Here is a 20,837-nt window from a genome sequence, read left to right as displayed (position 1 = left end):
CGGGGTCGCCCTGCGCCGCAGGAGACGTCCGCGCATGCCGACCAGACTTCCCGGCACACCGACCAGCGAGCTTACCGAATCTCGGGGGCGTGGACCAGGGCCGACGGCGGGAGGGCGGGTCGTGCCCGGGGAGAGGCGTGCGGGACGGGGTCCGGGTGCTGGGGCATAATCGAGGGGCGCGCAGCAGCGGAGGATCACGAGCAGAGGGGAGCGGCGCTATGGCCACCGGCGTGGGTGAGGGCAGCGATCGGGAGCCCCGGTGGCTCAGCCCCGAGGAGCGCGACGCCTGGCTGTGCCTGTCCGCGATCATGTTCCAGCTTCCCGGTCAGCTGGAGAACCAGCTGCAGCGGGACTCCGGCCTGGGCTTCGTGGAGTACATGGTCCTGGCGATGCTCTCCGAGGCTCCGGAGCAGCGGCTGTCCATGTCCGATCTGTCCGCGCAGACCTCCACCCGCCTGGCTCGGCTCTCCCGGGTGGTCAAGCGACTGGAGGAGCAGGGCTTCGTGCGCCGCTCCACCTCCACCGTGGACCGTCGGGTGACCCTGTGCCACCTGCTGCCGGTCGGGCGCGAGGTCCTGGAGGCCGCGGCCCCCGGCCACGTCGAGCAGGTGCGCCGCTCGGTGTTCAACCACCTGACCCGCCGCCAGGTGACCCAGCTGGCCGGCATCGGCGAGGCACTGCTGGGCGGGAAGCCCTCCGCGGTGATCAACGCGCAGCTGGAGCGCGGGCAGCATCCGCGCCTGGGGGAGGCCTGCCCGGGGGGCGACGCCGAGAGGTGACGCCCCGACGTCGCCTTCTGTGACGAACCCCTAGCGGAAATTTCATTGATCGGTAAAGTAGCCGACTATGAGCTACCGCAACGAGACCTCGACTTTCCGCGCCTCCTTCGGGCTGTTCCTGCTGCGTGTGGTGCTCGGCATCGTCTTCCTGATGCACGGCTGGCAGAAGATCCACACGTGGACGGTGGACGGCACCGCCGCGAACTTCGCGCAGATGGGCGTGCCTGCCGCCGAGCTGTCCGCGGCCTTCGCCGCCTACCTGGAGTTCATCGGCGGCATCGCCCTGATCGTGGGGCTGCTCAGCCGCCTGGCCGGGCTGCTGCTGGGCCTGGAGATGCTCGGCGCGATCTACTTCGCCCACGCCTCCGCCGGGTTCTTCGCCAGCGACGGCGGCTACGAGTTCGTGCTGGTCCTGGCCCTGGGTGCGCTGGCGCTGGCCTTCACCGGGCCGGGCCGCCTGGCGATCTCCGGGGCCTTCGAAGGCCGTCCTGGGGCGAGCCTGCTGGCCTGAGCGGACCCTCCCCGGCGGGGCAGCGAATCCGCCGCATCCGACCGCCGCTTCCGTCCGCCGCGCAGGGCGGCACCCTGATCCTCGCATCGGGGTGCCGCCCTGCGGTGCGTCTGGGGTCAGAACGGTCCGCCGTCATCGGCGTCATCGACGCTGCGCTCCCGACATCGGATATCGAGCATCGGGCGGCGGCGCGGTGCACACCGGTGGAGAAGGTTATCCACAGGTGTGTACAACATTGTGAACAACTCGAAGACGTCTGCGAGTGCCGATGCGCGCATGTCTTCCGCGCCCGCCGCGCCCCGCCCGCTGCGGGCCCTCGGCCCCGGCAAGGGTGTTCGAACGGTGACCCACCTCGCACGAAACACACCGCTGTCATTTCACAGCGCCTGTGGATGGGACGGTGGAGAATCGGATACCCGCACCCCCGCGTCCGCGGTGCGCGCCCGGTGCGGGCCCGGTGCTCGGCCGGCGGGGTTCTCCGGGTCTCTCTGGGGGATCTCGGTGCTCCGAGGGCGTCTGGCTACCGGGGGCATCCCCCGGAATTCCGCGGAAGATCGGGGATCCGGGGGCACGTCTGGGGGCGAGGAGGGTTCCGTGGCTCGGGGGCCGCGCCCTCGGTGACGCCCCGATCCCCGGCCGCGCGCCTCCCGCTGATCGGATGCCGCGCTGCGTCGCCGTTATCCACAGCCGTCCACACCCCCGACGTCGGAGGCGGCCCGCCGTCGACCCGTTGTGCACGGAGTTTTCCACAGGTGGGGATATGTCGGGGGATGAGGGGACCGGATCGGTGTGGAACGGGCCCGCAGGGGCGCGTCGTCGGGAACCACATCGGTGTGAGTTCTCCACGGGTGTGGACAGCCCCTGTGGACAACCCGGTGGACACCCCATCCCCACCCACCCCACTCATCCCGCCCGCCCCCGCTCATCCCAGCGTTTCGTCCCGGCCGGAGGCGGGCCCATCCCCCTCACCCCCGATGTCGCACGGCGGCGCTTCCGCGGTGATGCGTACTACAGTGAGGCCTGAGTCGGTCGCGAGGATGCGGCCTGACCTCCCCTGCGGCCGTCGCACCGGCGCCGCGCGGGGAGCCCGTGACGAGGGGTGCCGCCCGTGGGCGGCTGAGAGCAGACCCTTGGAACCTGATCTAGCCAGCACTAGCGAAGGGACGTCACCATGACGCACTTCACCACGTCCGGAGACCCCCGGGAATCCCGGAACCTCCCGAACTCCCAAGCCCCCGACGCCGCATCGCACCGCGGCCCCGATACCCCCGGCTCCGCCCCCGCCGGGGAGGCGTCGGCCTCCGACCTTCCCGCGCGCGTGGCCGCGGCCGTGGATGCCGTGCGCGCTCGCGGCCCCCTGGTCCACGCCATGACCAACTCCGTCGTCCGGGAGATCAGCGCGGACGTGCTCCTGGCCGTCGGCGCGTCCCCGGCGATGGTGGACCACCCGGAGGAGGCCGGCGTCTTCGCGGGCCTGGCCGACGGCGTCCTGGTCAACGTGGGCAACCCCTCCGACGAGAACCTGCTGGCCTACCGCCGCGGCATCGCCGGCGCCCGGGATCACGGGGTGCCGTGGGTGCTGGATCCGGTGGCGGTCGGCGTGCTCGAACCGCGCACCGGCTTCGCCCGGGAGGTCCTCGAGCTGTCTCCGGCGGCGATCCGCGGCAACGCCAGCGAGGTTTCCGCTCTCGCCGGGAGGGGCGCGGGCGGCCGCGGGGTGGACGCCACGGACACCGTGGAGTCCGCCCTGGAGGCGGCCCGCGCCCTGGCCGAGCGCATCGGCGCGGTGGTGGCCGTGTCCGGGGAGCGGGACCTGATCGTCTCCGCGCACCGGGTCACCCGCCTGGTCAGCGGGCACCCGCTGATGCCCCTGGTGATCGGCACCGGCTGCGCGCTGGGCGCGGTGGTCGCCGCGTACCTGGGAGCCGTTCGGGAGGTGACCGGCACGGGCGGCGGGCAGGCGAAGTCCGCCTCCGACGGCCAGGACGCCGGATCCTCGCCAGAGGTCGGGCCGGAGATGGGCGCTGGACCTCGGTCGGAGGCAGGATCCTCGGCGGGGACCGGCTCTTCTCAGGGCTCACAGTCCCCGGATGCCGCCGCGCCGGGCCGGGAGACGCCCGTTCGCCTCGATGCCCACGACGCCGTGCTGGCCGCCCATGCCCACCTGGGGGCGGCCGGGATCCTGGCCGGTCGCGAGGCCAGGGGGCCGGGCTCCTTCCGCGTCGCGTGGCTGGACGCGCTGCACGCACTGGACGGCGCCGGCATCGTCGAGCTGGTGGGGATGGAGGAGCTGGCATGATCCCGGAGGGCGTGGACCCCGCGCTGTACTTCATCACGGACACGGCCCTGTGCGGCGGGCCGGAGCGGGTGCCGCACGTGGTGTACGAGGCCGTGGCCGGGGGTGCGGGGATCGTGCAGGTGCGGGATAAGCACGCCGACGACGCCGCATTCCTCGCCCTGGCCCGCGCCTGCCGGGACGCGGTGCGCCGGGCGGAGGACGCGCTGGGGCGCACCGCCGCGCTGGTGGTCAACGACCGCGTCGGGGTGGCCGAGCGCTTGGGGTTGCACGTGCACGTGGGGCAGTCCGACGCCTCCCTGGCGGTGGCCCGCCGGGCCGTGGGCCCGGAGCGGATGGTGGGCGTGTCCGCCTCCACCGCGGAGGAGGTGCGCGCCGCGGCGGAGTCCGGGGTGGCGGACCTGGTGGGGATCGGCCCCGTGTGGGCGACCCCCACCAAGACCGACGCCGCAGCGCCCCTGGGTCCGGAGGGCCTGGCCGCGCTGGCCGGTCCGGCGCGGGCCGCGGGGCTGGTCGCGGTGGGCATCGGGGGGATCCGGGCGGATCGCCTGCCGTTGCTGCGAGGGGCCGGGGTGGACGGGATCTGCGTGGTCTCGGCGATCGCGGCGTCGGAGAACCCCCGGGCTGCGGCTCGAGAGCTGCGGGCCGCCGCGGTGGACGAGGGCGTGCTGGCCGCGGCGGGCAGCGCCGCCCCGGCCGCGCGGAGCGAGGGAGCGGCGTCGTGAGGCGCCCGGCGGTGGCCCTGAGCGTGGCCGGCTCCGATCCCTCCGGCGGGGCCGGGATCCAGGCGGATCTGAAGACCTTCCACGCGCTCGGGGTGTACGGCACGGCGGCGATGACGGCCCTGACCAGCCAGAACACGACGGGGGTGCGCGGGGTCCACCCGGTGCCGGCGGACTTCGCGGTCAGCCAGGTCGAGGCCGTGCTGGATGACCTCCCGGTGGATGCCGTGAAGACCGGGATGCTGGGGCAGGCCGAGGTGGTGGAGGCGCTGGCGCAGCTGTTCCGGCGGCGTCGGACGCAGCTGGGGACGCTGGTGGTGGATCCGGTGATGGTCGCCACCAGCGGCGATCCCCTGCTGGCCGAGGAGGCCGAGGCGGCGCTGCGGGAGCTGCTGGTGCCGCTGGCGGACGTGATCACCCCCAACCTCCCGGAGGCCGCGCGCCTGCTGGGCGGCGGGGCGGGGGAGGCCCCCGCGGCCGATGATCTCGCGGGGATGCGGGAGCAGGCGCTGGCCCTGCTGGAGCTGGGGCCGCGGATGGCGCTGCTCAAGGGCGGGCACCTGGACGACGACGCGGCGTCGGAGGGTCGGGCCGTGGACGTGCTGGCGGTGCGCGACGAGTCCGGGGCCCCGGCGCGGACCGTGGAGCTGTCGGCCCCGCGGGTGCCGACGCGCAACACCCATGGGACGGGGTGCACGCTGTCCTCCGCGATCGCGGCCCACGCGGCCCGGGCGGCATCGGGCGAGGCGGCAGCGGGTCGGCCGGCCCTGGGGGACGCCCAGCTGGTGGAGGCCGTGCGGGAGGGGAAGCGGTTCCTCTCCCGGGCCCTGCACGACGGCGCCGCCTGGCGGCTCTCCCGCACACCCCAGGCGGGGCACGGGCCGGTGGACCACCTCTCGCAGGTGCTGCGCTGAGCGCGGCGCGGCTCACCGGGGGGCGTCGCTGGTGGACCGCTTCGTGCGTTCGGAGCTGGATCATCCGGTCCCGGATGCACGAAACGGTCCCGGAGCTGGGGTCGGAGGAGCGGAGATGACGAGGAGACGAGGAGAAGATGGGGACGCGATGGAGCTGAGCGTGCTGGACGAAGGCCGCTGGGGCGCGGGGGAGCACACCGGGCACTGGTGGGCGCAGGCCCGGACCATCCGGGAGCGGGTGCTGCGCCTGCCGTTCCTGCGGCAGCTGGCCGACGGGAGCCTGGATCCCGGGGCGTTCGCGGAGTACCTGCAGCAGGACGCCTTCTACCTCGCCGAGTACTCCCGGGCCCTGGCCCTGCTGGCCGCGAAGGCGCCGTCGGCCGGGGCGGGAGCGTTCTGGGCGGGCAGCGCGCACACGGCCGTCGAGGCCGAGCAGGCGCTGCACGGGCAGCTGCTGTCCGACCCGCTGCTGGCGGATCTGCCGCGCCCGCAGGCCCCGAGCCCGACGACGCGCGGGTATATGCACTCCCTGGTGGCGGCCTGCGCGGTGCGCCCCTACGCGGTGGGGGCCGCGGCGGTGCTGCCCTGCTTCTGGATCTACGCGGAGGTGGGCCTGGCCTTATCCGGCGGGGCGCAGGAGGTGGCGGAGCATCCGTTCCGCCGGTGGGCGGCCGAGTACGGCGACCCGGAGTTCGCGGCGTCGGCCCGGGGCGCGGTGGCCCTGGTGGAGGAGGCGGCCCGCGAGGCCTCAGCCCCGATGCGCGAGCAGATGCGGGAGGCCTTCCTGGATGCCTGCCGGTGGGAGGAGCTGTTCTGGGACGCCGCCCACCGCCGGGAGGTCTGGACCCGCTGACCGGTCCTGTCGCTCATCCGGTTTCGGGACGGGTTCGTCGTTTCGGGACCGGAATATCCCGTCCCGAAACGACGAACCCGGCCCGAAATCCCAGACGCGGGCGGCGGGCGGGGCGCTCAGGGGTGGGTGAGGGCGGCCCGGATTCGCCGGATGTCCGAAGGGGTGGTCCGGCAGCAGCCGCCGATCAGTCGGGCGCCCGACGCCGCCCACGCGGCCGCGGCATCGGCCGGGGAGGCCGGGCCGGGGGCGGGCTCCCAGGATTTGGTGACCGGGTCGTAGCGCTCCCCCGAATTGGGGTAGGCCACCAGGGGCTTGGCCGTGCCCCGACGCAGCGCCCGCAGGGCCGGGGCCACGCGGGGGATCGGCAGGCAGTTGACCCCCACGGCCACCACCTGCGGGGACTCCTCGAGCAGGGCGGCGATCTCCGGCAGGGCGGTGCCGTCGCACAGCACGGGCGCGGCGTCGTCATCAGCCCGGGGCCCGCCGCCGCCCGGCACGGACGCGGTCCCGCCGTCGGAACCGCCCCCGTCGGCCTCAGCCTCGCCGTCGGACGCCTGCCGCACGGACAGGCTCACCCACGCCCGGGCGTCCGGGAACTCCTGCGCCAGCTGCCGCACCAGGGCGCGCACCTCGCCGACGTGCGGCATGGTCTCCAGGGCCAGCGCCTCCGCACCCGCCCCCAGCAGGGCCCGCAGCCGCGGTCGGTGGAAGTCCCGGAACTCCTCCTCGCTCAGCTGGTACCGCCCCGTGTACTCGGAGCCGTCCGCCAGGTACGCCCCGTACGGTCCCACGGACCCGGCCACCCACCCGTCCGACGCCGCCGCATCCCGTGCTTCGCGTGCGAGTGTGACGGCGCGTTGCAGCAGCGCGTCAGCTTCCCACGCAGACCATCCCGCCGCGGTGAAGGCCGGTATGTTCGCCTGGTACGTGTTCGTTGTCGCCACCTGGGCACCGGCCCGGTAGTACGCCTCGTGCACGGCTCGCACCGCTTCCGGATGCTCAGCCAGCGCCGTCGCGGACCACAGGGGCGTGGAGGTGTCCACCCCCAGGCCCTCCAGCTCCGTGGCCATCGCGCCGTCCAGGATCAGGGGCGCGGAGGCCTGGGTCAGGGCGGTGGGGAAGGGCTGGCGGGGCATCGCGGCTTCCTTTCGGGGACGGTGCGCAGGTGCTCCCGACGCGGCGCGGGAGGGTTCTGCACGCACCCTACGCCGATGCCGCCCGGATCGTCCCGCCGCGAGTCCGCGGTGCGTTCGCCGTGAGTCCGCAGCGCGTCGGCGGCAGGCAGCCGAGCCGGAGATCGGCGCGGCGGCGGGACAGGCAGGTTCGGAGAACGGAGAGCAGGATGAGCTCAGAGCGGGCCCCCGAGGGGGCCGGGTCGTCGGGAGTCAGCGCCCCAGAGATCGCCGGCGCGACGCCGATGTCCGATCCGGTCGGGCCGGGGGAGGCGGCCCCTGAGGCGGCGGCCCCGGGGGAGGGGACGGCCCTGCACCGCGGGATGACCCAGCGGCACCTGCTGATGATCTCCCTGGGCGGGGTGGTCGGCACGGGCCTGTTCCTCAGCTCCGGGTACACCATCTCCCAGGCCGGCCCGGCCGGCACCATCCTGGCCTACGGGGTGGGTGCGGTGCTGGTCTACCTCGTGATGATGTGCCTCGGGGAGCTGTCCACCGCGATGCCGTGGACCGGCTCCTTCCACGTCTACGCCACCCGATTCCTCGGCCCGGGCACGGGATTCACCGTCGCCGTGCTGTACTGGCTGACCTGGACGGTGGCCCTGGGCAGCGAGTTCACGGCCTCCGGGCTGATCTGCAGCGGTGGCTGCCGCAGGTTCCGGTGTGGGTGTTCTCCGCGGCGTCGATCCTGCTGATCGCCGGGATCAACCTGTGCTCGGTGCGCATCTTCGGGCGCACGGAATCCTGGCTGGCCGGGGTCAAGGTGGTGGCGATCGTCGCATTCATCCTGCTCGGGGCGGCGGCGATGGTCGGCCTGCTGCCGCTGCACGACGGCTCTGCGGCGCCGTTCTTTTCCGAGCTCACCGCCGACGGCTGGTTCCCCCACGGCCTGCCCATCGTGTTCACGACGATGCTCGCCGTGGACTTCGCGTACTCCGGGACCGAGCTGATCGGCGTCACCGCGGGGGAGGCGCAGAATCCACGGCAGGCGGTGCCGCGGGCGATCCGCGCGGCCCTCTGGCGGCTCGTGGTCTTCTTCCTCGGGGCGATCACCGTGATCGCCGCGCTGATCCCGTACCGGGAGGCCGGGGTCGTGGAGAGCCCGTTCGTCACCGTGCTGCAGCGGATCGGCGTCCCGTATGCCGCGGACGTCATGAACCTGGTGATCCTCACCGCCATCCTCTCCGCCGCCAACTCCGGGCTGTATGCCTCAACCCGCATGCTCTGGTCGCTGGCCCAGCAGGGCATGGTGCCGCGCTTCCTCGGCGTCACCACCGGCCGCGGGGTGCCGGTGCGGGCGACCCTCGTGAGCCTGGTGGGAGGACTGCTGACCCTGCTCTCCTCGGTGCTCGCTCCCGGCAGCGTGTACCTGGTGCTGGTCTCCATCTCCGGGTTGGCGGTCATGCTGGTGTGGGTGGCGATCTGCGCCTGCCAGCTCGTGTTCCGATGTCGCTACCTCGCCGCGGGCGGGCGCCTGGAGGACCTGCCCTACCGCACCCCGGGCTACCCGGTGGTCCCGGTGCTGGCGCTGGTCCTGACCGCCGCCTCCTGCGTGCTGATCGTGTTGGACCCGGAGCAGCGGCCCGCCCTGTTCTGGACGGTCCCCTTCGTCGCGATCTGCTACCTCACCTGGTTCCTGGTGGGCAGGGCCCGACGCCGCGCGGAGACGGGGAGCGGAGAAGCGGGGGAGGCGGCGGTCGGCTGACCCGCGCCGTCGGCTCCCGGGCTCACGCCACTCCCAGCGCTCGCAGGCCCGCGCAGACGGCCATCGCCAGGACCACGCAGGCCAGCATCGGGGCCTTGAGCAGGGCCGCCAGGATCCCCGTGCCCGCCCCGATGATCCGCGCCGGACCCACGACCTCCTGGCCCTCGAAGAGCATGGTCGTGGCCGCCACCGCCACGATCAGCACCACCGTCGCCCGGTCCATCCACAGCCGCGCCGGTGACTGGCTCAGCTCGTGCGGGGACACCGCGGTCGCGGTCTCCCGGGCGAGTTCGGCCTCGTCCTCCTGCGCCGTCGTGCGGGCGGACAGCGCGCCGATCTTCACCCCCAGGATCCGCATCAGGTAGGTGCCGCCGGCCAGGCCCGCCAGGGCCGCCAGGAACGCCGCCGGGCTCATGCCGCACCTCCCGCCGTCGCGCGGCCGTCCCCGGCGTCGGGCCGCCGACGACGCCGGGCGAGCACCTTCAGGAAGGCGGCCGCCGGGATCAGCGCGAGCAGGGAGGCCACGGCCCCCAGCCCCAGCGGCAGCACGGGGGTGGCCGCGACCGCCAGCAGCGCGCCGCCGGCCGCCGTCACCCCCAGGAAGGGGCTGCGCAGGTCCTGGACCACCAGGCAGAACAGGATCACCGGGAACGCCGCGTCCAGCCCCAGCCGGTCCGCGTCCACCACCGATCCCAGCAGCTGGCCCAGGGCGGCGCCGCCCACCCATGCCGGGAACAGGACCACCGCCATCAGGACGAAGCGCTGCCACCGCTCGGTGCGATCCGCCCCTGGGCGCGCGAAGGCCGCCGTCTCGTCATTGGCCAGGTGCGCCGCCAGGTACTGGCGCACACCCCGCGGAGCGTACTCGCCGATGCTCAGCCCGAAGGCGAAGTTCCGGGAGTTCACCAGCAGGCCGCCCAGCACCGCCAGGATCGGGGCGCCGCCGGCGGCCACCACCCCGACGAAGGTCAGCTCCGCAGCACCGCCGATCGCCAGAGCCGCGAGCATCACCGTCTGCCACAGGGGGAAGCCCGAGGCCTGGGACAGCGCTCCGTAGGACAGGCCCACAGCCACCAGGGTCACCCCGATCACCGCGCACTCCCTGCGCTGGGCAGGAGCGACCGCCGGGAACCACGGTCGGCCGGAGCTGGGCACGGATCTCATATTTCGTATCGTGCTATATCCACTGGCCGCCGTCACATCGGGGCGACGCCGCCCGGCCCCGATCCAGGCCCCGGCCCCGATACCGCGCCGTCACCTGCTCGTGATCCGCAGGCGGTAGGGTCGTGAGCCACATCGCACGCACCCGCCGAGACCCGGAGATCGCCATGGCCGACACCGACACCGACACCGCGCAGACCGCCCCCACCCGCGGGGCCGGAGACCGTCTGCTCACCGCCGTGGAGAAGCTCGGTAACAAGCTGCCCGAGCCCTTCACCCTGTTCATCATCCTGTTCCTGATCACCGGCGCCATCTCCACCGTCATGGCCCTGAGCGGGGCCGAGGTCACCATGCCCGGCTCCGACGAGAAGCTCGCCATCAAGGGCCTGTTCACCGGGGAGGGCATCGCCTGGTTCACCTCCACCATCGGGGACAACTACATCGGATTCCCGCCGCTGGTCACCGTCGCCACGATCCTGCTCGGCATCGGCATCGCGGACAAGACCGGCTTCCTCTCCACCGCCATCCGCCTGGGCATCGGCAACGCCCCGCGCTGGCTGCTGCCCTACGCCGTCGCGTTCGTGGGCGTGTCCGCCTCGATCATGGCGGACTCCTCCTTCCTCGTCGTCCCGCCGCTGGCCGCCCTCGCCTTCAAGGCCGTCGGTCGCCACCCGGTCGCCGGGCTCCTGGGCGGCTTCGCGGCCGTCAACGCCGGGTTCTCGACGGCGGTGCTGCCCACCACCCTGGATGCGCTGTTCGCCGGGATCACCAACGCCGTGATGCCCAACGTCCCCCAGGTCGCCCAGACCGCCACCACCGTCACCCCGCTGTCCAACTACTGGTTCAACATCGCCTCGTCCCTGGTGCTCACCGTCATCTGCGGGTGGCTGATCGACAAGGTGCTCGAGCCGCGCCTGAACCGGCAGCAGGTCCCCCAGGAGGAGAGCGGCGACCCGGTGGATCCCGCCCAGCCCACCACCCGGCAGATGCGCGCCGTCGGCGGGGAGGACGCCTTCGTCCCCGCGGACCAGTTCGACCAGACCGGGCCCGTCACCGCGCAGGAGAAGAAGGGGCTGGTGTGGGGCGCCGTCGCCCTGGCCGTCGTCGGGATCGCGATGATCGTGTTCGCGCTGCTGCCGGCCTCCCCGTGGCGCAACGACGACGGCGGATTCCTCCCCAAGTCACCGCTCATGGACTCGCTGGTGTTCATCATCTTCGCGCTGTTCGCGGTGGGCGGGTACGTCTACGGGCGCGTGGCCGGGGTGGTGCGCGGCATGAAGGACGTGCCGACCATCATGGGCCTGGCGCTGAAGGACCTCATCCCGTTCCTCGTCATCGCCTTCGTCCTCGGGCAGTTCGTGGCCCTGTTCAACTGGTCCGGGATCGGCTCCTGGACCGCCGTCAAGCTCGCCACCGGGCTGCAGGACGCGGGGATCACCGGCTTTCCGATCGTGGTGCTGTTCATCCTGCTGTGCTCGCTGCTGAACCTGTTCATCACCTCCGGCTCCGGGATGTGGACGCTGATGGCGGCGGTGTTCGTGCCGATGTTCGGACTGCTCGGGTACGAACCGGCCTTCGTGCAGGCCGCGTTCCGCATCGGCGACTCCGCGACCCAGGTGGTCACCCCGCTGTCGCCCTACCTGGTGATCATCCTGACCATGCTGCGCAAGTACGAGCCGAAGGCCGGCCTGGGCACCGTGATGGCCCGGCTGGTGCCCTTCGCGATCCTGTTCTGGATCGGGTGGTTCATCGTCCTGTGCGTCTTCTACTTCTTCGACCTGCCCCTGGGCCCGGGCGCCGGCATCATGATCGGCGGGTGAGCCGGGCGTCGGTCCGACTCCGGCGTCCTCGCCGACGCGAGGCGGGGCTTTCGTTCCCACCCGGGCGCCTTCTCCGAGGCGAGGCGGCGCTTTCGTTCCCACCCCTTCCGCGACCCGGCGCATCCGTTCCCACCCCTTCCGCGACCCGGCGCATCTGTTCCCGAAAATCGGTTTTTCGGGAACGGATGCGCCGGGTCGGCGTCGGGAGCGTGGGGTGCGGGAACGGATGCGCCGGGTCGGTGCCGGGTGGGCGAGACCCGGGGCGCCGTCGTCATGGTTAGCCTGGTGCGCATGGGAGCAGAAGCGAGCACTCCGGACGCCGGGCATGACTTCCCCGTGGAGGATCCGTTCCGGTGGTGTGTGCGCTCGCCGATCCTCAAAACGGTGCTGGTGGTGATGGTCGGGGTGCTGGCGGACGCGGCGGCGAGGACGCTCACGGCCTGGACCGGATCGGTCTGGGCGGACCAGATCACGCTGTGGGTCCAGTGGTGCGCGGGTGCCTATCTGCTGACCCGCATCTTCCGCGCGTCGGATGAGTCGAACCTGCCGCGGCCGTGGTGGAAGATGACCGGGCATCCCACGGCGAGCTTCATGATCGGCCTGCTCCTGCTCCTCGGCGTGCTCACCGGGAACGGCTGGTACTTCGCCCGCCCGCTGCCGGAGCAGCTCATCCTGCTGCTGCCCACCGCGCTCGCGGTGCTGTACCTGCACTCCTCGTATCGGATGGGCGGGTTCCGCATCGGGGCGCCGAGCGGGACGCGCTGAGGGCGCCGTCGTCATCCCGGGACACCTTCCGCTGGTGGCGGAAGCCCCCGGGGGCCCTGGTGGAGCGCGGGCGGCGGCGCTAGCCTGGGAGGCGGTTCTATAAGCTGGATCACCGAAAGGATCGACATGGCTGACCAGTACACGCTTCCCGATCTCCCGTACGACTACGCCGCCCTCGAGCCGCACATCTCCGCGCGGATCATGGAGCTGCACCACGACAAGCACCACGCCACCTACGTCAAGGGCGCCAACGCCGGGCTGCAGAAGCTCGAGGAGGCCCGCGCCAACGGCGACCTCGCGTTCGTGAACCAGCTGGAGAAGGACCTCGCTTTCAACCTCGGCGGCCACGTCAACCACTCCATCTTCTGGAACAACCTCTCCCCGGACGGCGGCGACAAGCCCACCGGTGAGCTCGCCGCGGCGATCGACGACTTCTTCGGCTCCTTCGACGCGTTCAAGAGCCAGTTCACCGCCACCGCCACCGGCATCCAGGGCTCCGGCTGGGCCGTGCTCGCCTGGGACTCCATCGGGCAGCGCCTGAACCTGTTCCAGATGTACGACCAGCAGGCCGGCAACATCCCGCTGGCGCAGACCCCGATCCTGCAGCTGGACATGTGGGAGCACGCCTTCTACCTGGACTACCAGAACGTCAAGCCGGACTACGTCAAGGCCTTCTGGAACATCGTGAACTGGGCTGACGTGCAGCAGCGCTTCGACCGCGCCCGCACCCAGACCCAGGGCCTGATCGTTCCGTAAGGTCCCCGCGTCCGTCCCCGTGACGACGTCGGAGCCCCGCCCCGCCGAGCCGCGCGCTCGGTGGGACGGGGCTCCGGTTCTTTAAGGGGCGACCCGGGGGCGGTGCCGCGGACCGGATCGTGCAGCGCGGGCCGGATGATCCGGCACCGGACGCACGATCCGGTACGGCGGGTGAGCGCCGGGGTCAATGGCGGCTGACGGCAGTGCCCGGTACCCGCGGCGTCGGCCGGGTTACTGCGGGGGCGGGGCGGAGTCGGCGAAGGCCAGGGAGTCGTCGTAGCGGTACAGCCGCGGGGGGCGGTGCGGGGTGCCGGTCAGGCGTCGGCCGGTGTCGATGACGGCGCGGGAGGCGGCCACCCGGCGTCGGAAGTTCGCCGGGTCCAGGGACCGTCCCAGGATCGCCTCGTAGACCTCGCGCAGCTGCGCCAGCGTGAACTCCTCGTCGAGGAAGGAGTGCGCGACCCGCGAGTACTCCACCTTGGCGCGCAGCCGCGTGAGCGCGTAGTCCACGATCTCCCGGTGGTCGAAGGCCAGGCGCGGCAGCCGGTCCACCGGGAACCACCGCACGTTCTCCTCCTCGAGCACCTGCGCCGCCTGCGCGGAGGGCACCGACGCCCAGTACACCACCGAGACCACGCGCTCGGCCGCGGCATCCTCCTCCGCTGATGCCCGCGACGCCGTCTCGGAGCCCGACGCCGCCTCGGCATCGTCCCCCGGGGCGCGGGCCTGTCCCCGGTGCACCCGACCGAAGGCGTAGAGCTGCTCCAGGTAGCCGGGAACCAGCCCGGTCGCGTCCCGCAGCATGGAGGCCGCGGCCTCCTCGAGGGACAGCTCCGGGGGCAGGGGGCCGCCGGGCAGGGCGAACAGCCCGCGGTAGGGCGCGCGGATGCGCCGCACCAGCGGCAGCCACAGCCGCAGCCGACCGTCGGCCGCCGCGGACCCAGCCCCGGCCGCGCCGGTATCGGACGCCGACGCCGCGGCATCGGCCGCCTCGCCCCCGGTCCCGGCAGCACCAGCCTCAGCAACCCCGGCCGCAGCCTCGTCGGGCCGCAGAGCCAGGATCACCGTGGAGACGGCCAGCTGCACCGGGGCCGACGCCGCCCCGACCGGCCCACCTGCCCCGGCCAAGCCGGGCGCCGTCCCCGCCTCATCGCTCACAGCTTCGCTACTTCTTCAGCTCGCCCATCTCGTCCCAGCCGTCGCCGTCGACCTGCCGGGAGATGATCTTGGGCGTCTGGGTGATCAGCGGGTACAGGTCCTTCATGGCCTTCTGGAAGTGCTCGGAGTTCACGTGGGCCTCGGCGGCGTCGTCTTCGAAGGCCTCCAGCAGGACGTACTCGTTAGGGTCCTCGACGCTGCGGTTCCACAGGAACCACTTGTTGCCGGGTTCCGCGCGGGTGGCTTCGGTGAACTCCCGGACGTGCTCCATCCAGGTGTCGGCGTGCTCGGGCTTCACGGGGAAGCGGACGACGATCGAGATCATGGGGTCCTCCTCGGGTCGGTGATGGTCTCCTTCCATCGTGGCACGCCCGGCCCGTGGGACAATGGGGCGCATGAGCACCGCCACACCCGCGCCGCTGGTCCACTTCCTGCCGACCCACCGCGACGTCGTCAGCGCCCAGACCGTGCTGCCGGGGGTGGAGGCTTCGCAGGTCTGGGATCTGGTGTCCCGGCCGCGGCGCCACGCCGAGCTCGACGGCGGCGGGAACGTCCGCGGGCTGATCGACGGCCCGGAGGCTCCGGAGGTCGGGCAGAGCACCGTGCAGCGCATGCGCCTATACGGCATCCCCTACCGGATGCGCGCCACCGTCATCCGCCGGGAGCCCGAGCGGACCTTCGCGTGGGTCATGCCCGGCGGGCACACCTGGGCCTGGGAGATCCTCCCCGCGGGGGACCCGGAGGGGGACAGCGCGGAGGCGATCACCGTGCGCTGCACCTTCGACGCCGCGGCGGCCCGCGTGCTCGGCCTCCCCCTGGCCCCGCTGTATCGACTCGACGGCGGATTCGCCCGCAACCGCCGCTCCATCGCCCTGTCCCTGGCCCGCCTGCACCGGACCTTCCCGCCACGCGGCTGACCTCTCGGCGGCCCACCCGAATCAGAAGGAGCACCCATGAAGATCCTGCTACCCATGTCCATCGAGCTGGATGCGCAGACGCTGCCCCTGGAGCCGGGCGACGTCGTCGCCGGGTACGACCCCACGCAGCCGGTGCGCGAGGAGGACGCCGACGCCGAGGTCCTGGTGGTCTGGGGCAACACCGACGACCAGCTCGCCGACGCCGCACAGCGCCTGACCGACCTGAAGCTCATCCAGGCGCTGCTGGCCGGGCCGGACCAGATCAAGAAGGCCGGCTTCGGCGAGGATGTGGTGGTCTGCGCCGGCATCGGCCTGCACGACCGGACCGTCTCCGAGCACGCCCTGGCGCTGTCCCTGTCCCTGGTCCGCTTCCTGCCCGAGCTCGCCAGGCGCCAGGAGCGCCGCGAGTGGGCCTCGGAGCTTGGCGGGGCGCAGCCGCTGCACCCGGAGGGCGCGCCGATCACCACCCTGCTCGACGCGCACGTGACCATCTGGGGCTTCGGCTCCATCGGGCAGACCCTCGCACCGCTGTTCACGGCCCTGGGCGCGAAGGTCTCCGGCATCGCCCGCTCCACGGGGGAGCGCGCGGGGTATCCGGTGGTGGCCACCGAGGAGAAGAACGAGCTGCTGGCCCGCACGGACCTGCTGGTCATGATCCTGCCCTCCGGTGAGGCCACCGCGGATTCCCTCGACGCAGCGGTGCTGAAGACCCTCCCGGATACCGCCTACGTGGTCAACGTCGGCCGCGGGTCCACCGTGGACGAGGCCGCGCTGATCGAGGCCCTGGAGGAGGGGCGGATCGCGGGGGCCGCGATCGACGTCGCCAAGACCGAGCCGCTGCCGGCCGAGGACCCCCTGTGGGGCGCCCCGCACCTGATCATCACCCCGCACGCGGCCGGCGGGCGCCCGGTGGGCGCGGAGGAGCTGATCGGGCACAACCTGAAGGCCCTGCGCGGCGACGGCGAGTTCCGCAACCGCATGTAGCCGCCGACGCCGGGTCCCACTTCCGCGAGACGGCGCTCTCGTTCCCTACGCGGGCGCCCCTCTGCAACGACCCGGCGCTCTCGTTCCCTGCACGGGCACCCTTCTCACGCGAGACGGCGCATTCGTTCCCGAAAACGCGATTTCCGGGAACGGATGCGCCGTCTCGCGGAGGGGTGGGAACGAGAGCGCCGCCTCGCCGACGTCGACGTCAACGGGGACGCCGACGCGACCAGACCCCCCGGCGGCTCAGCGCGCCGTGGCCTCCGGGGCGCCGGCGGCCGGGACCGACATCGTGCGCGGGGCCTGGGCGGCGGGCAGGTGACGGCGGTAGAAGGCCACCGCGATCCCCAGGCACAGCAGCGCCACCACGGACCCGCCGGCGAACATCAGCGGGTAGGTCAGCCACGTGTTGAGCATGGCCAGGGTCGCCGGGATGAAGAAGCCCAGGTAGGTCAGGGAGTAGTACACGGCGGTCAGCCCGGCCAGGTCCTCCGGTCCGGCGATGCGCTGCACCTCCTGCAGCCCGGAGACCAGCAGCATCCCGTAGGCCAGCCCCAGGGCGGCCGCGGCCAGGATGGCGACGGCGGGGTCGTGGGTCGCGGCGGCCCAGGCGGCCAGGCCCATGCTGGGCACGGTCGCGGCCAGGCCCACCACCACGCCGCGGGCGGAGCCCGGGTCATCCAGCTTCTTGCCGACGGACTGGATGCCGATGCCGAATCCCAGGGCGATCAGGCACAGCAGCCCGGAGAAGCCGACGTCGAGCCCGTGGGTGCGCGAGCCCATCAGCCCGGGCAGCACCGCGTAGGCGCAGCCGGCGCAGCCGAAGACCCACGGCGCCATCGGCACCACGACCCACAGGAACCGCCGGTGCGTGGCGGCCGGGATCTTCAGGTCCTCGGCCAGCGGCGCCGGGGTGGCCTGGCGGGCGTGGGTCTCCGGGGCGCGCAGCACCATCAGGAAGCCGATCGCGGTGACGAGCAGGTGCACCAGGTACGGGGTCTGGGCCTGCAGGGGGCCGAACTGCGCCAGTGCCGCGGCCACCGCCGCCCCGAGGCCGAAGCCGGCGGTCAGGGCCATGGAGGAGCGGCGGGCGCCGGCGGACTCGTCGGCCTCGGGGTCGTAGGGTGCGCCGGAGAGCTCCTTGATCCAGGAGCCGCCCACGACCATCACCAGGCCCAGGGCCAGGCCGGAGAAGATGCGGCCGAGGAACAGCACGGCGGGGGAGGAGGTTCCCACTCCCAGCAGGATGGAGGCGATCATCGCCAGCACCGGGGCCGGGACCATCAGGGGGCGCCGACCGTACCTGTCGGACATCGGGCCGCCGATCAGCAGGGCGGGGATGATGCCCAGCACGTAGGCGCCGAGCAGCACATCCACCGCGCCGGTGGACAGCCCATCCAGGTCCTTGTACATGATCAGCAGCGGGGTGAACTGGTTGCCGCCCCAGGCCACGGCGAACAGCGCGGCGGCGACCTTCAGCCAGTGCGGGATGCGCGGGCGGGCCGCACCCACGGGCACGACGGCGTTGGCCGAGGTGGCGGGGTGGTTCAGCTCGGGGCGGGCGGTGCCGGCGGGGCGGGCGCCGTCGGCCGCGTCGTGGGCGGCGGCACCGGTCTGGGGATCGGCCGGCGGCGTCGCGGCGGCGGTGACGTCGTGGGTGGTGGCGGCGGTCTCGGCGGACACGCGGGTTTCCTTTCGGGGCGGCGGTGCGGTGGGGGATGGCCGACGACGTCGGCGGCCGGGTCCCGCGCGGGCGGCGCGGGAAGTGCGGGGGCGCCGTCCCGGAAGACGGCAGGGCTCGGGGTTCGGGGCGGGGATTACGGGGCGCCGAGCAGGCGCTCGTGCACGGTGGTCAGGTGCTCGGTCAGCGCGGTCTCGAAGGCTCCCGGGTCCCCGGCCCGCACGGCGTCGAGCAGGTTCCGGTGTCCCGCCAGCACGGTGGCGGAGCGACGGTCGTCGCGCCAGACGGCGCGGGCGGACATGCGCCGCTGCCGGTCCGCGAGGCTGAGGTAGAAGGTGGTGATCAGCTGATTGCCGGCGGAGGCCACCAGGTGCTGGTGGAACTGGGCGTCGGTGGCGACGAAGTCGTCGTGGTCCTCGGCGCGGCGGGCGGCGTCCTGCCGGTCCAGGATCTCGGCCAGCTCCGCGGCCACCTGCTCCTGCTCCCCGGCGGCCACGATCTGGCGCACCGCGTGGGATTCCACCATGATCCGGGCCTGCACGACGTCGCGGATCTCGTGGGGGCCGACCTGCCGGATCAGGGCGCCGCGCTTGGGGTAGAGGGTCATCCACCCTTCGGTCTGCAGGCGGATGAATCCCTCGCGCACCGGGGTGCGGGAGACCTCCAGCGCCGCGGCGATCTCGCCTTCGGAGATCAGCTCCCCGCCCTCGAGGTCGTGCTCGAGGATGCGGGTCTTGACGTGCTGGTACACCAGGTCCGCCGCGGAGGCGCCGGTGGGGCGGGCGGGAGCGGTCTGGGCGGTCATGGGAGCCTTCCGGGGGATCGGCCCGACGAGGTCTGGTGAGCCTCACGAGCACAACTTAGATACAAGTTGCATCATAGTCTCATCGCGCCGCGAAGCAACCCCCGCCTCACCGACGGGATCGCCTCCGCTGTCCGGCCGGTTCCGCGGCCCTGGGTGCGGCCCCTGGGTGCGGGGCCCTGGAGCCGGGACGCTGAGGGGCCCGGCCGCCGGCAGGCGATGCCCCGCGGCGTCAGGCCATGAGGGCTGAGATGACCAGCAGGGCGGGGACCGAGGCGAGGGTGGACAGCAGCACGATGTCCCGGGCCAGGGAGACCTGCTGGTCGTACCGGGAGGCGAAGTTGAACAGGTTCTGCGCCGTCGGCAGCCCACCCAGGACGGTCGCGGCGAACAGGTCGTGCGGGGCCAGGTGGAAGGCGAAGCGGCCCAGGAGGTAGGCCGCCACCGGCATCATCGCGACCTTCAGGCCCACGGCCAGCAGGGTCTCCGTCCGCTGGCCCGGCACGGCGAGCGGTCGGCTGCCGCGCAGGGACATGCCGAAGGCCACCAGGATCAGCGGGATGCCGGCCTCGCCGAGCAGGCGCAGCGGCTCGTGCACGACGTCGGGGACCGGAAGCCCCAGCAGGTTCACGATGATCCCGGCCGCCGAGCCGAGGATCAGGGGGTTGCGCAGCGGCTGGGTGGCGATGGTCCTCAGCCTCACCTGCCCGCGGGAGACGACGTCGAGCACGGCCAGGCACAGCGGCGTGGCGAAGATCAGCTGGAACAGCAGGATCGGGGCGACCTGGGCCAGGTCCCCGAAGATGTAGGTGGCCACCGGCAGGCCCATGTTGTTGGCGTTGAGCAGCCCGGCCCCGACGGCGCCGACGGTCACCCGGGCCACCCCGCGGCGCAGGATGAGTCCGGCGACCAGCGCGTAGAGGCCTGCCATCGCGGCGAAGCTGATCGCGGCCACCGGCAGGCGCCCGGAGAAGATGACGTGCAGGTCCGTGCCGGCCAGGGTGGTGAACATCAGGGCGGGCAGGGCCACGAAGAAGGCGAAGCGGTTCAGCTGCCATCCGGCGCCTTTGCCGAGCACCCCGGAGCGCTCCACGGTGTAGCCGATGCCGACGACGACGCCGATGATCGCGAACCCCTCGAGCACCCCGAGCATGGGCGGCCCCTTTCCTCCTGGTGAGCGCGGCGACGTCGGCTCCTCGCCCTCGAGTCTAGGGGCGCGGGGTGTGGGCCTGCTGCCGCGTTGAGAGGGAGGCGCGATGCCGCTTCCCGCGCTGCCCCGTCCTCGGGTCCTGACTGCGCCGGGTCTCAGACGTCGGTGTCGGTTTCCTCCTGGAGAGGACGACCTACCCTGAAGAGTCCCAGACCCGTACCATGTCTCTCAGCACTGATGACCAGGGCCGACATGCCAGTGTCGAAGAGTGACGACGTACGCTGCGTTCGGATGCGCCTTCCAGGGCGACGGAGGATGATCTTGTTGCCGGATCTTCTGCAGAGAACCCCGGGTTCGTTGTTCGCTCCTGAGGTCAGGCGCTTTCCTGGCGAGGCCTCGCGGCGCCAAGAGATGGAAGGGGCGTGATGGACCTGGGCTGGTTCGATGCGCTCACCTTCATCTGCGCCGCGGCCATCATCATCAGGAATCGGGTGTGCAAGAAGAAAGGTGTCGAACCGATCGATCATCGACTGTTCAGGAAGGTCGTTCCCTGGGGTGATCCGCGGATTGTCGGCTCTTCACGAATGAGGGTGTAGCGCGGGTCTGAACCCTCCGGCTTCGAGCAGCGACCGAGCGATGTAGTGGGTGAGGTTGCGGAAGCCCAGAGCGGAGCCGCGGAGGTGTTCGAGTC

The 20,837-nt window shown here is 72.7% G+C and carries 22 protein-coding genes and 1 riboswitch; of the genes, 14 read left to right on the top strand and 8 right to left on the bottom strand.

Going from position 1 to position 20,837, the window contains the following annotated elements; genetic code table 11:
• Positions 1-218 precede the first annotated feature (218 nt).
• The 6 genes from KKR01S_RS09120 to KKR01S_RS09095 all read left to right on the top strand — a co-directional run bounded on the left by KKR01S_RS09120 (position 219) and on the right by KKR01S_RS09095 (position 6,075).
• Complete coding sequence (locus KKR01S_RS09120) at positions 219-779, top strand: MarR family winged helix-turn-helix transcriptional regulator (protein WP_058731611.1); 561 nt, start codon at positions 219-221, stop codon at positions 777-779.
• A gap of 67 nt (positions 780-846) precedes the next feature.
• Positions 847-1,290 (top strand): DoxX family protein, encoded by a 444-nt coding sequence (locus tag KKR01S_RS09115; RefSeq protein WP_061225834.1) that lies wholly within the window; start codon positions 847-849, stop codon positions 1,288-1,290.
• Positions 1,291-2,375: 1,085 nt separating this feature from the next.
• Positions 2,376-2,471: riboswitch (TPP riboswitch) on the top strand.
• Positions 2,462-3,589: a hydroxyethylthiazole kinase gene (thiM, locus tag KKR01S_RS09110; protein ID WP_081101676.1), complete on the top strand. Its 1,128-nt coding sequence runs from the start codon at positions 2,462-2,464 to the stop codon at positions 3,587-3,589. Its footprint overlaps the riboswitch before it by 10 nt.
• The gene (thiE, locus tag KKR01S_RS09105; RefSeq protein ID WP_061225833.1) at positions 3,586-4,311 is read left to right on the top strand and encodes a thiamine phosphate synthase; all 726 of its coding nucleotides are present in this window, start codon (positions 3,586-3,588) and stop codon (positions 4,309-4,311) included. Before thiM ends, thiE begins: the two co-directional genes overlap by 4 nt.
• On the top strand, positions 4,308-5,222 hold the full coding sequence (gene thiD, locus KKR01S_RS09100) for a bifunctional hydroxymethylpyrimidine kinase/phosphomethylpyrimidine kinase (protein ID WP_061225832.1): 915 nt from the start codon (positions 4,308-4,310) through the stop codon (positions 5,220-5,222). Before thiE ends, thiD begins: the two co-directional genes overlap by 4 nt.
• Positions 5,223-5,370: 148 nt before the next feature.
• Complete coding sequence (locus KKR01S_RS09095) at positions 5,371-6,075, top strand: TenA family protein (RefSeq protein WP_061225831.1); 705 nt, start codon at positions 5,371-5,373, stop codon at positions 6,073-6,075.
• Between the two features lie 116 nt (positions 6,076-6,191).
• Here KKR01S_RS09095 and mmuM read toward each other — a convergent pair whose 3' ends face one another.
• Positions 6,192-7,211, bottom strand: a complete 1,020-nt coding sequence (gene mmuM, locus KKR01S_RS09090; RefSeq protein WP_061225830.1) for a homocysteine S-methyltransferase — start codon at positions 7,209-7,211, stop codon at positions 6,192-6,194.
• A gap of 206 nt (positions 7,212-7,417) precedes the next feature.
• On the opposite strand from mmuM, the gene KKR01S_RS11495 reads away from it, so the two are divergent.
• Together KKR01S_RS11495 and KKR01S_RS09085 are read left to right on the top strand one after the other, a co-directional pair.
• Positions 7,418-7,942, top strand: a complete 525-nt coding sequence (locus KKR01S_RS11495; protein WP_217995744.1) for an amino acid permease — start codon at positions 7,418-7,420, stop codon at positions 7,940-7,942.
• Positions 7,915-8,952, top strand: a complete 1,038-nt coding sequence (locus tag KKR01S_RS09085) for an amino acid permease (protein ID WP_217995743.1) — start codon at positions 7,915-7,917, stop codon at positions 8,950-8,952. The genes KKR01S_RS11495 and KKR01S_RS09085 overlap by 28 nt, the downstream gene beginning before the upstream one ends.
• Before the next feature lie 22 nt (positions 8,953-8,974).
• Here the strand turns inward: KKR01S_RS09085 and KKR01S_RS09080 are convergent, their stop codons facing one another.
• A complete protein-coding gene (locus KKR01S_RS09080) occupies positions 8,975-9,367 on the bottom strand; it encodes an AzlD domain-containing protein (RefSeq protein ID WP_061225829.1) in 393 nt (130 codons plus the stop codon).
• A complete protein-coding gene (locus KKR01S_RS11490) occupies positions 9,364-10,116 on the bottom strand; it encodes an AzlC family ABC transporter permease (protein ID WP_081101675.1) in 753 nt (250 codons plus the stop codon). The genes KKR01S_RS09080 and KKR01S_RS11490 overlap by 4 nt, the downstream gene beginning before the upstream one ends.
• A gap of 122 nt (positions 10,117-10,238) precedes the next feature.
• On the opposite strand from KKR01S_RS11490, the gene KKR01S_RS09070 reads away from it, so the two are divergent.
• The 3 genes from KKR01S_RS09070 (at position 10,239) to KKR01S_RS09060 (ending at position 13,454) form a co-directional block, all read left to right on the top strand.
• Positions 10,239-11,933, top strand: coding sequence for an AbgT family transporter (locus KKR01S_RS09070; protein ID WP_318247408.1), 1,695 nt, complete (start codon positions 10,239-10,241; stop codon positions 11,931-11,933).
• 291 nt (positions 11,934-12,224) lie between these two features.
• Positions 12,225-12,698 (top strand): hypothetical protein, encoded by a 474-nt coding sequence (locus KKR01S_RS09065; RefSeq protein ID WP_131800608.1) that lies wholly within the window; start codon positions 12,225-12,227, stop codon positions 12,696-12,698.
• 126 nt (positions 12,699-12,824) lie between these two features.
• Entirely contained in the window at positions 12,825-13,454 is a 630-nt protein-coding gene (locus KKR01S_RS09060) for a superoxide dismutase (RefSeq protein WP_058731487.1), read from the top strand.
• Between the two features lie 231 nt (positions 13,455-13,685).
• Here the strand turns inward: KKR01S_RS09060 and KKR01S_RS09055 are convergent, their stop codons facing one another.
• Positions 13,686-14,612, bottom strand: a complete 927-nt coding sequence (locus tag KKR01S_RS09055) for an NUDIX hydrolase (protein ID WP_244884136.1) — start codon at positions 14,610-14,612, stop codon at positions 13,686-13,688.
• A gap of 7 nt (positions 14,613-14,619) precedes the next feature.
• A complete protein-coding gene (locus KKR01S_RS09050) occupies positions 14,620-14,937 on the bottom strand; it encodes a putative quinol monooxygenase (protein WP_058731489.1) in 318 nt (105 codons plus the stop codon).
• 70 nt (positions 14,938-15,007) lie between these two features.
• Between KKR01S_RS09050 and KKR01S_RS09045 the strand changes: the two genes are divergently transcribed.
• Positions 15,008-15,529, top strand: a complete 522-nt coding sequence (locus KKR01S_RS09045; RefSeq protein WP_058731490.1) for an SRPBCC family protein — start codon at positions 15,008-15,010, stop codon at positions 15,527-15,529.
• Positions 15,530-15,565: 36 nt separating this feature from the next.
• The gene (locus KKR01S_RS09040) at positions 15,566-16,513 is read left to right on the top strand and encodes a phosphoglycerate dehydrogenase (protein ID WP_058731491.1); all 948 of its coding nucleotides are present in this window, start codon (positions 15,566-15,568) and stop codon (positions 16,511-16,513) included.
• A gap of 246 nt (positions 16,514-16,759) precedes the next feature.
• Here the strand turns inward: KKR01S_RS09040 and KKR01S_RS09035 are convergent, their stop codons facing one another.
• From KKR01S_RS09035 to KKR01S_RS09025, 3 genes are all read right to left on the bottom strand, one after another.
• Positions 16,760-18,196 carry an MFS transporter gene (locus tag KKR01S_RS09035; protein WP_318247409.1) on the bottom strand — a complete coding sequence of 479 codons (1,437 nt, stop codon included), beginning with the start codon at positions 18,194-18,196 and terminating at the stop codon, positions 16,760-16,762.
• A gap of 134 nt (positions 18,197-18,330) precedes the next feature.
• Positions 18,331-18,999: a GntR family transcriptional regulator gene (locus KKR01S_RS09030; protein WP_061225824.1), complete on the bottom strand. Its 669-nt coding sequence runs from the start codon at positions 18,997-18,999 to the stop codon at positions 18,331-18,333.
• 229 nt (positions 19,000-19,228) lie between these two features.
• Positions 19,229-20,149 carry an AEC family transporter gene (locus KKR01S_RS09025; protein WP_061225823.1) on the bottom strand — a complete coding sequence of 307 codons (921 nt, stop codon included), beginning with the start codon at positions 20,147-20,149 and terminating at the stop codon, positions 19,229-19,231.
• A 419-nt stretch (positions 20,150-20,568) separates the two neighbouring features.
• Between KKR01S_RS09025 and KKR01S_RS11015 the strand changes: the two genes are divergently transcribed.
• Entirely contained in the window at positions 20,569-20,742 is a 174-nt protein-coding gene (locus KKR01S_RS11015) for a hypothetical protein (RefSeq protein WP_165590123.1), read from the top strand.
• Positions 20,743-20,837: the final 95 nt, after the last annotated feature.

Source organism: Rothia kristinae NBRC 15354, assembly GCF_001570865.1.
Classification (GTDB): domain Bacteria; phylum Actinomycetota; class Actinomycetes; order Actinomycetales; family Micrococcaceae; genus Rothia; species Rothia kristinae.
Note: the sequence above shows the minus strand (reverse complement) of the source record. Positions and strands in the feature narration are given on the sequence as shown.

Coding starts and splice junctions, on each gene's coding strand:
- KKR01S_RS09120 (WP_058731611.1), top strand. CDS start 219: ATGGCCACCGGCGTGGGTGAGGGCAGCGATCGGGAGCCCCGGTGGCTC.
- KKR01S_RS09115 (WP_061225834.1), top strand. CDS start 847: ATGAGCTACCGCAACGAGACCTCGACTTTCCGCGCCTCCTTCGGGCTG.
- thiM (WP_081101676.1), top strand. CDS start 2,462: ATGACGCACTTCACCACGTCCGGAGACCCCCGGGAATCCCGGAACCTC.
- thiE (WP_061225833.1), top strand. CDS start 3,586: ATGATCCCGGAGGGCGTGGACCCCGCGCTGTACTTCATCACGGACACG.
- KKR01S_RS09095 (WP_061225831.1), top strand. CDS start 5,371: ATGGAGCTGAGCGTGCTGGACGAAGGCCGCTGGGGCGCGGGGGAGCAC.
- mmuM (WP_061225830.1), bottom strand. CDS start 7,211: ATGCCCCGCCAGCCCTTCCCCACCGCCCTGACCCAGGCCTCCGCGCCC.
- KKR01S_RS11495 (WP_217995744.1), top strand. CDS start 7,418: ATGAGCTCAGAGCGGGCCCCCGAGGGGGCCGGGTCGTCGGGAGTCAGC.
- KKR01S_RS09080 (WP_061225829.1), bottom strand. CDS start 9,367: ATGAGCCCGGCGGCGTTCCTGGCGGCCCTGGCGGGCCTGGCCGGCGGC.
- KKR01S_RS11490 (WP_081101675.1), bottom strand. CDS start 10,116: ATGAGATCCGTGCCCAGCTCCGGCCGACCGTGGTTCCCGGCGGTCGCT.
- KKR01S_RS09065 (WP_131800608.1), top strand. CDS start 12,225: ATGGGAGCAGAAGCGAGCACTCCGGACGCCGGGCATGACTTCCCCGTG.
- KKR01S_RS09060 (WP_058731487.1), top strand. CDS start 12,825: ATGGCTGACCAGTACACGCTTCCCGATCTCCCGTACGACTACGCCGCC.
- KKR01S_RS09050 (WP_058731489.1), bottom strand. CDS start 14,937: ATGATCTCGATCGTCGTCCGCTTCCCCGTGAAGCCCGAGCACGCCGAC.
- KKR01S_RS09045 (WP_058731490.1), top strand. CDS start 15,008: ATGAGCACCGCCACACCCGCGCCGCTGGTCCACTTCCTGCCGACCCAC.
- KKR01S_RS09040 (WP_058731491.1), top strand. CDS start 15,566: ATGAAGATCCTGCTACCCATGTCCATCGAGCTGGATGCGCAGACGCTG.
- KKR01S_RS09030 (WP_061225824.1), bottom strand. CDS start 18,999: ATGACCGCCCAGACCGCTCCCGCCCGCCCCACCGGCGCCTCCGCGGCG.
- KKR01S_RS09025 (WP_061225823.1), bottom strand. CDS start 20,149: ATGCTCGGGGTGCTCGAGGGGTTCGCGATCATCGGCGTCGTCGTCGGC.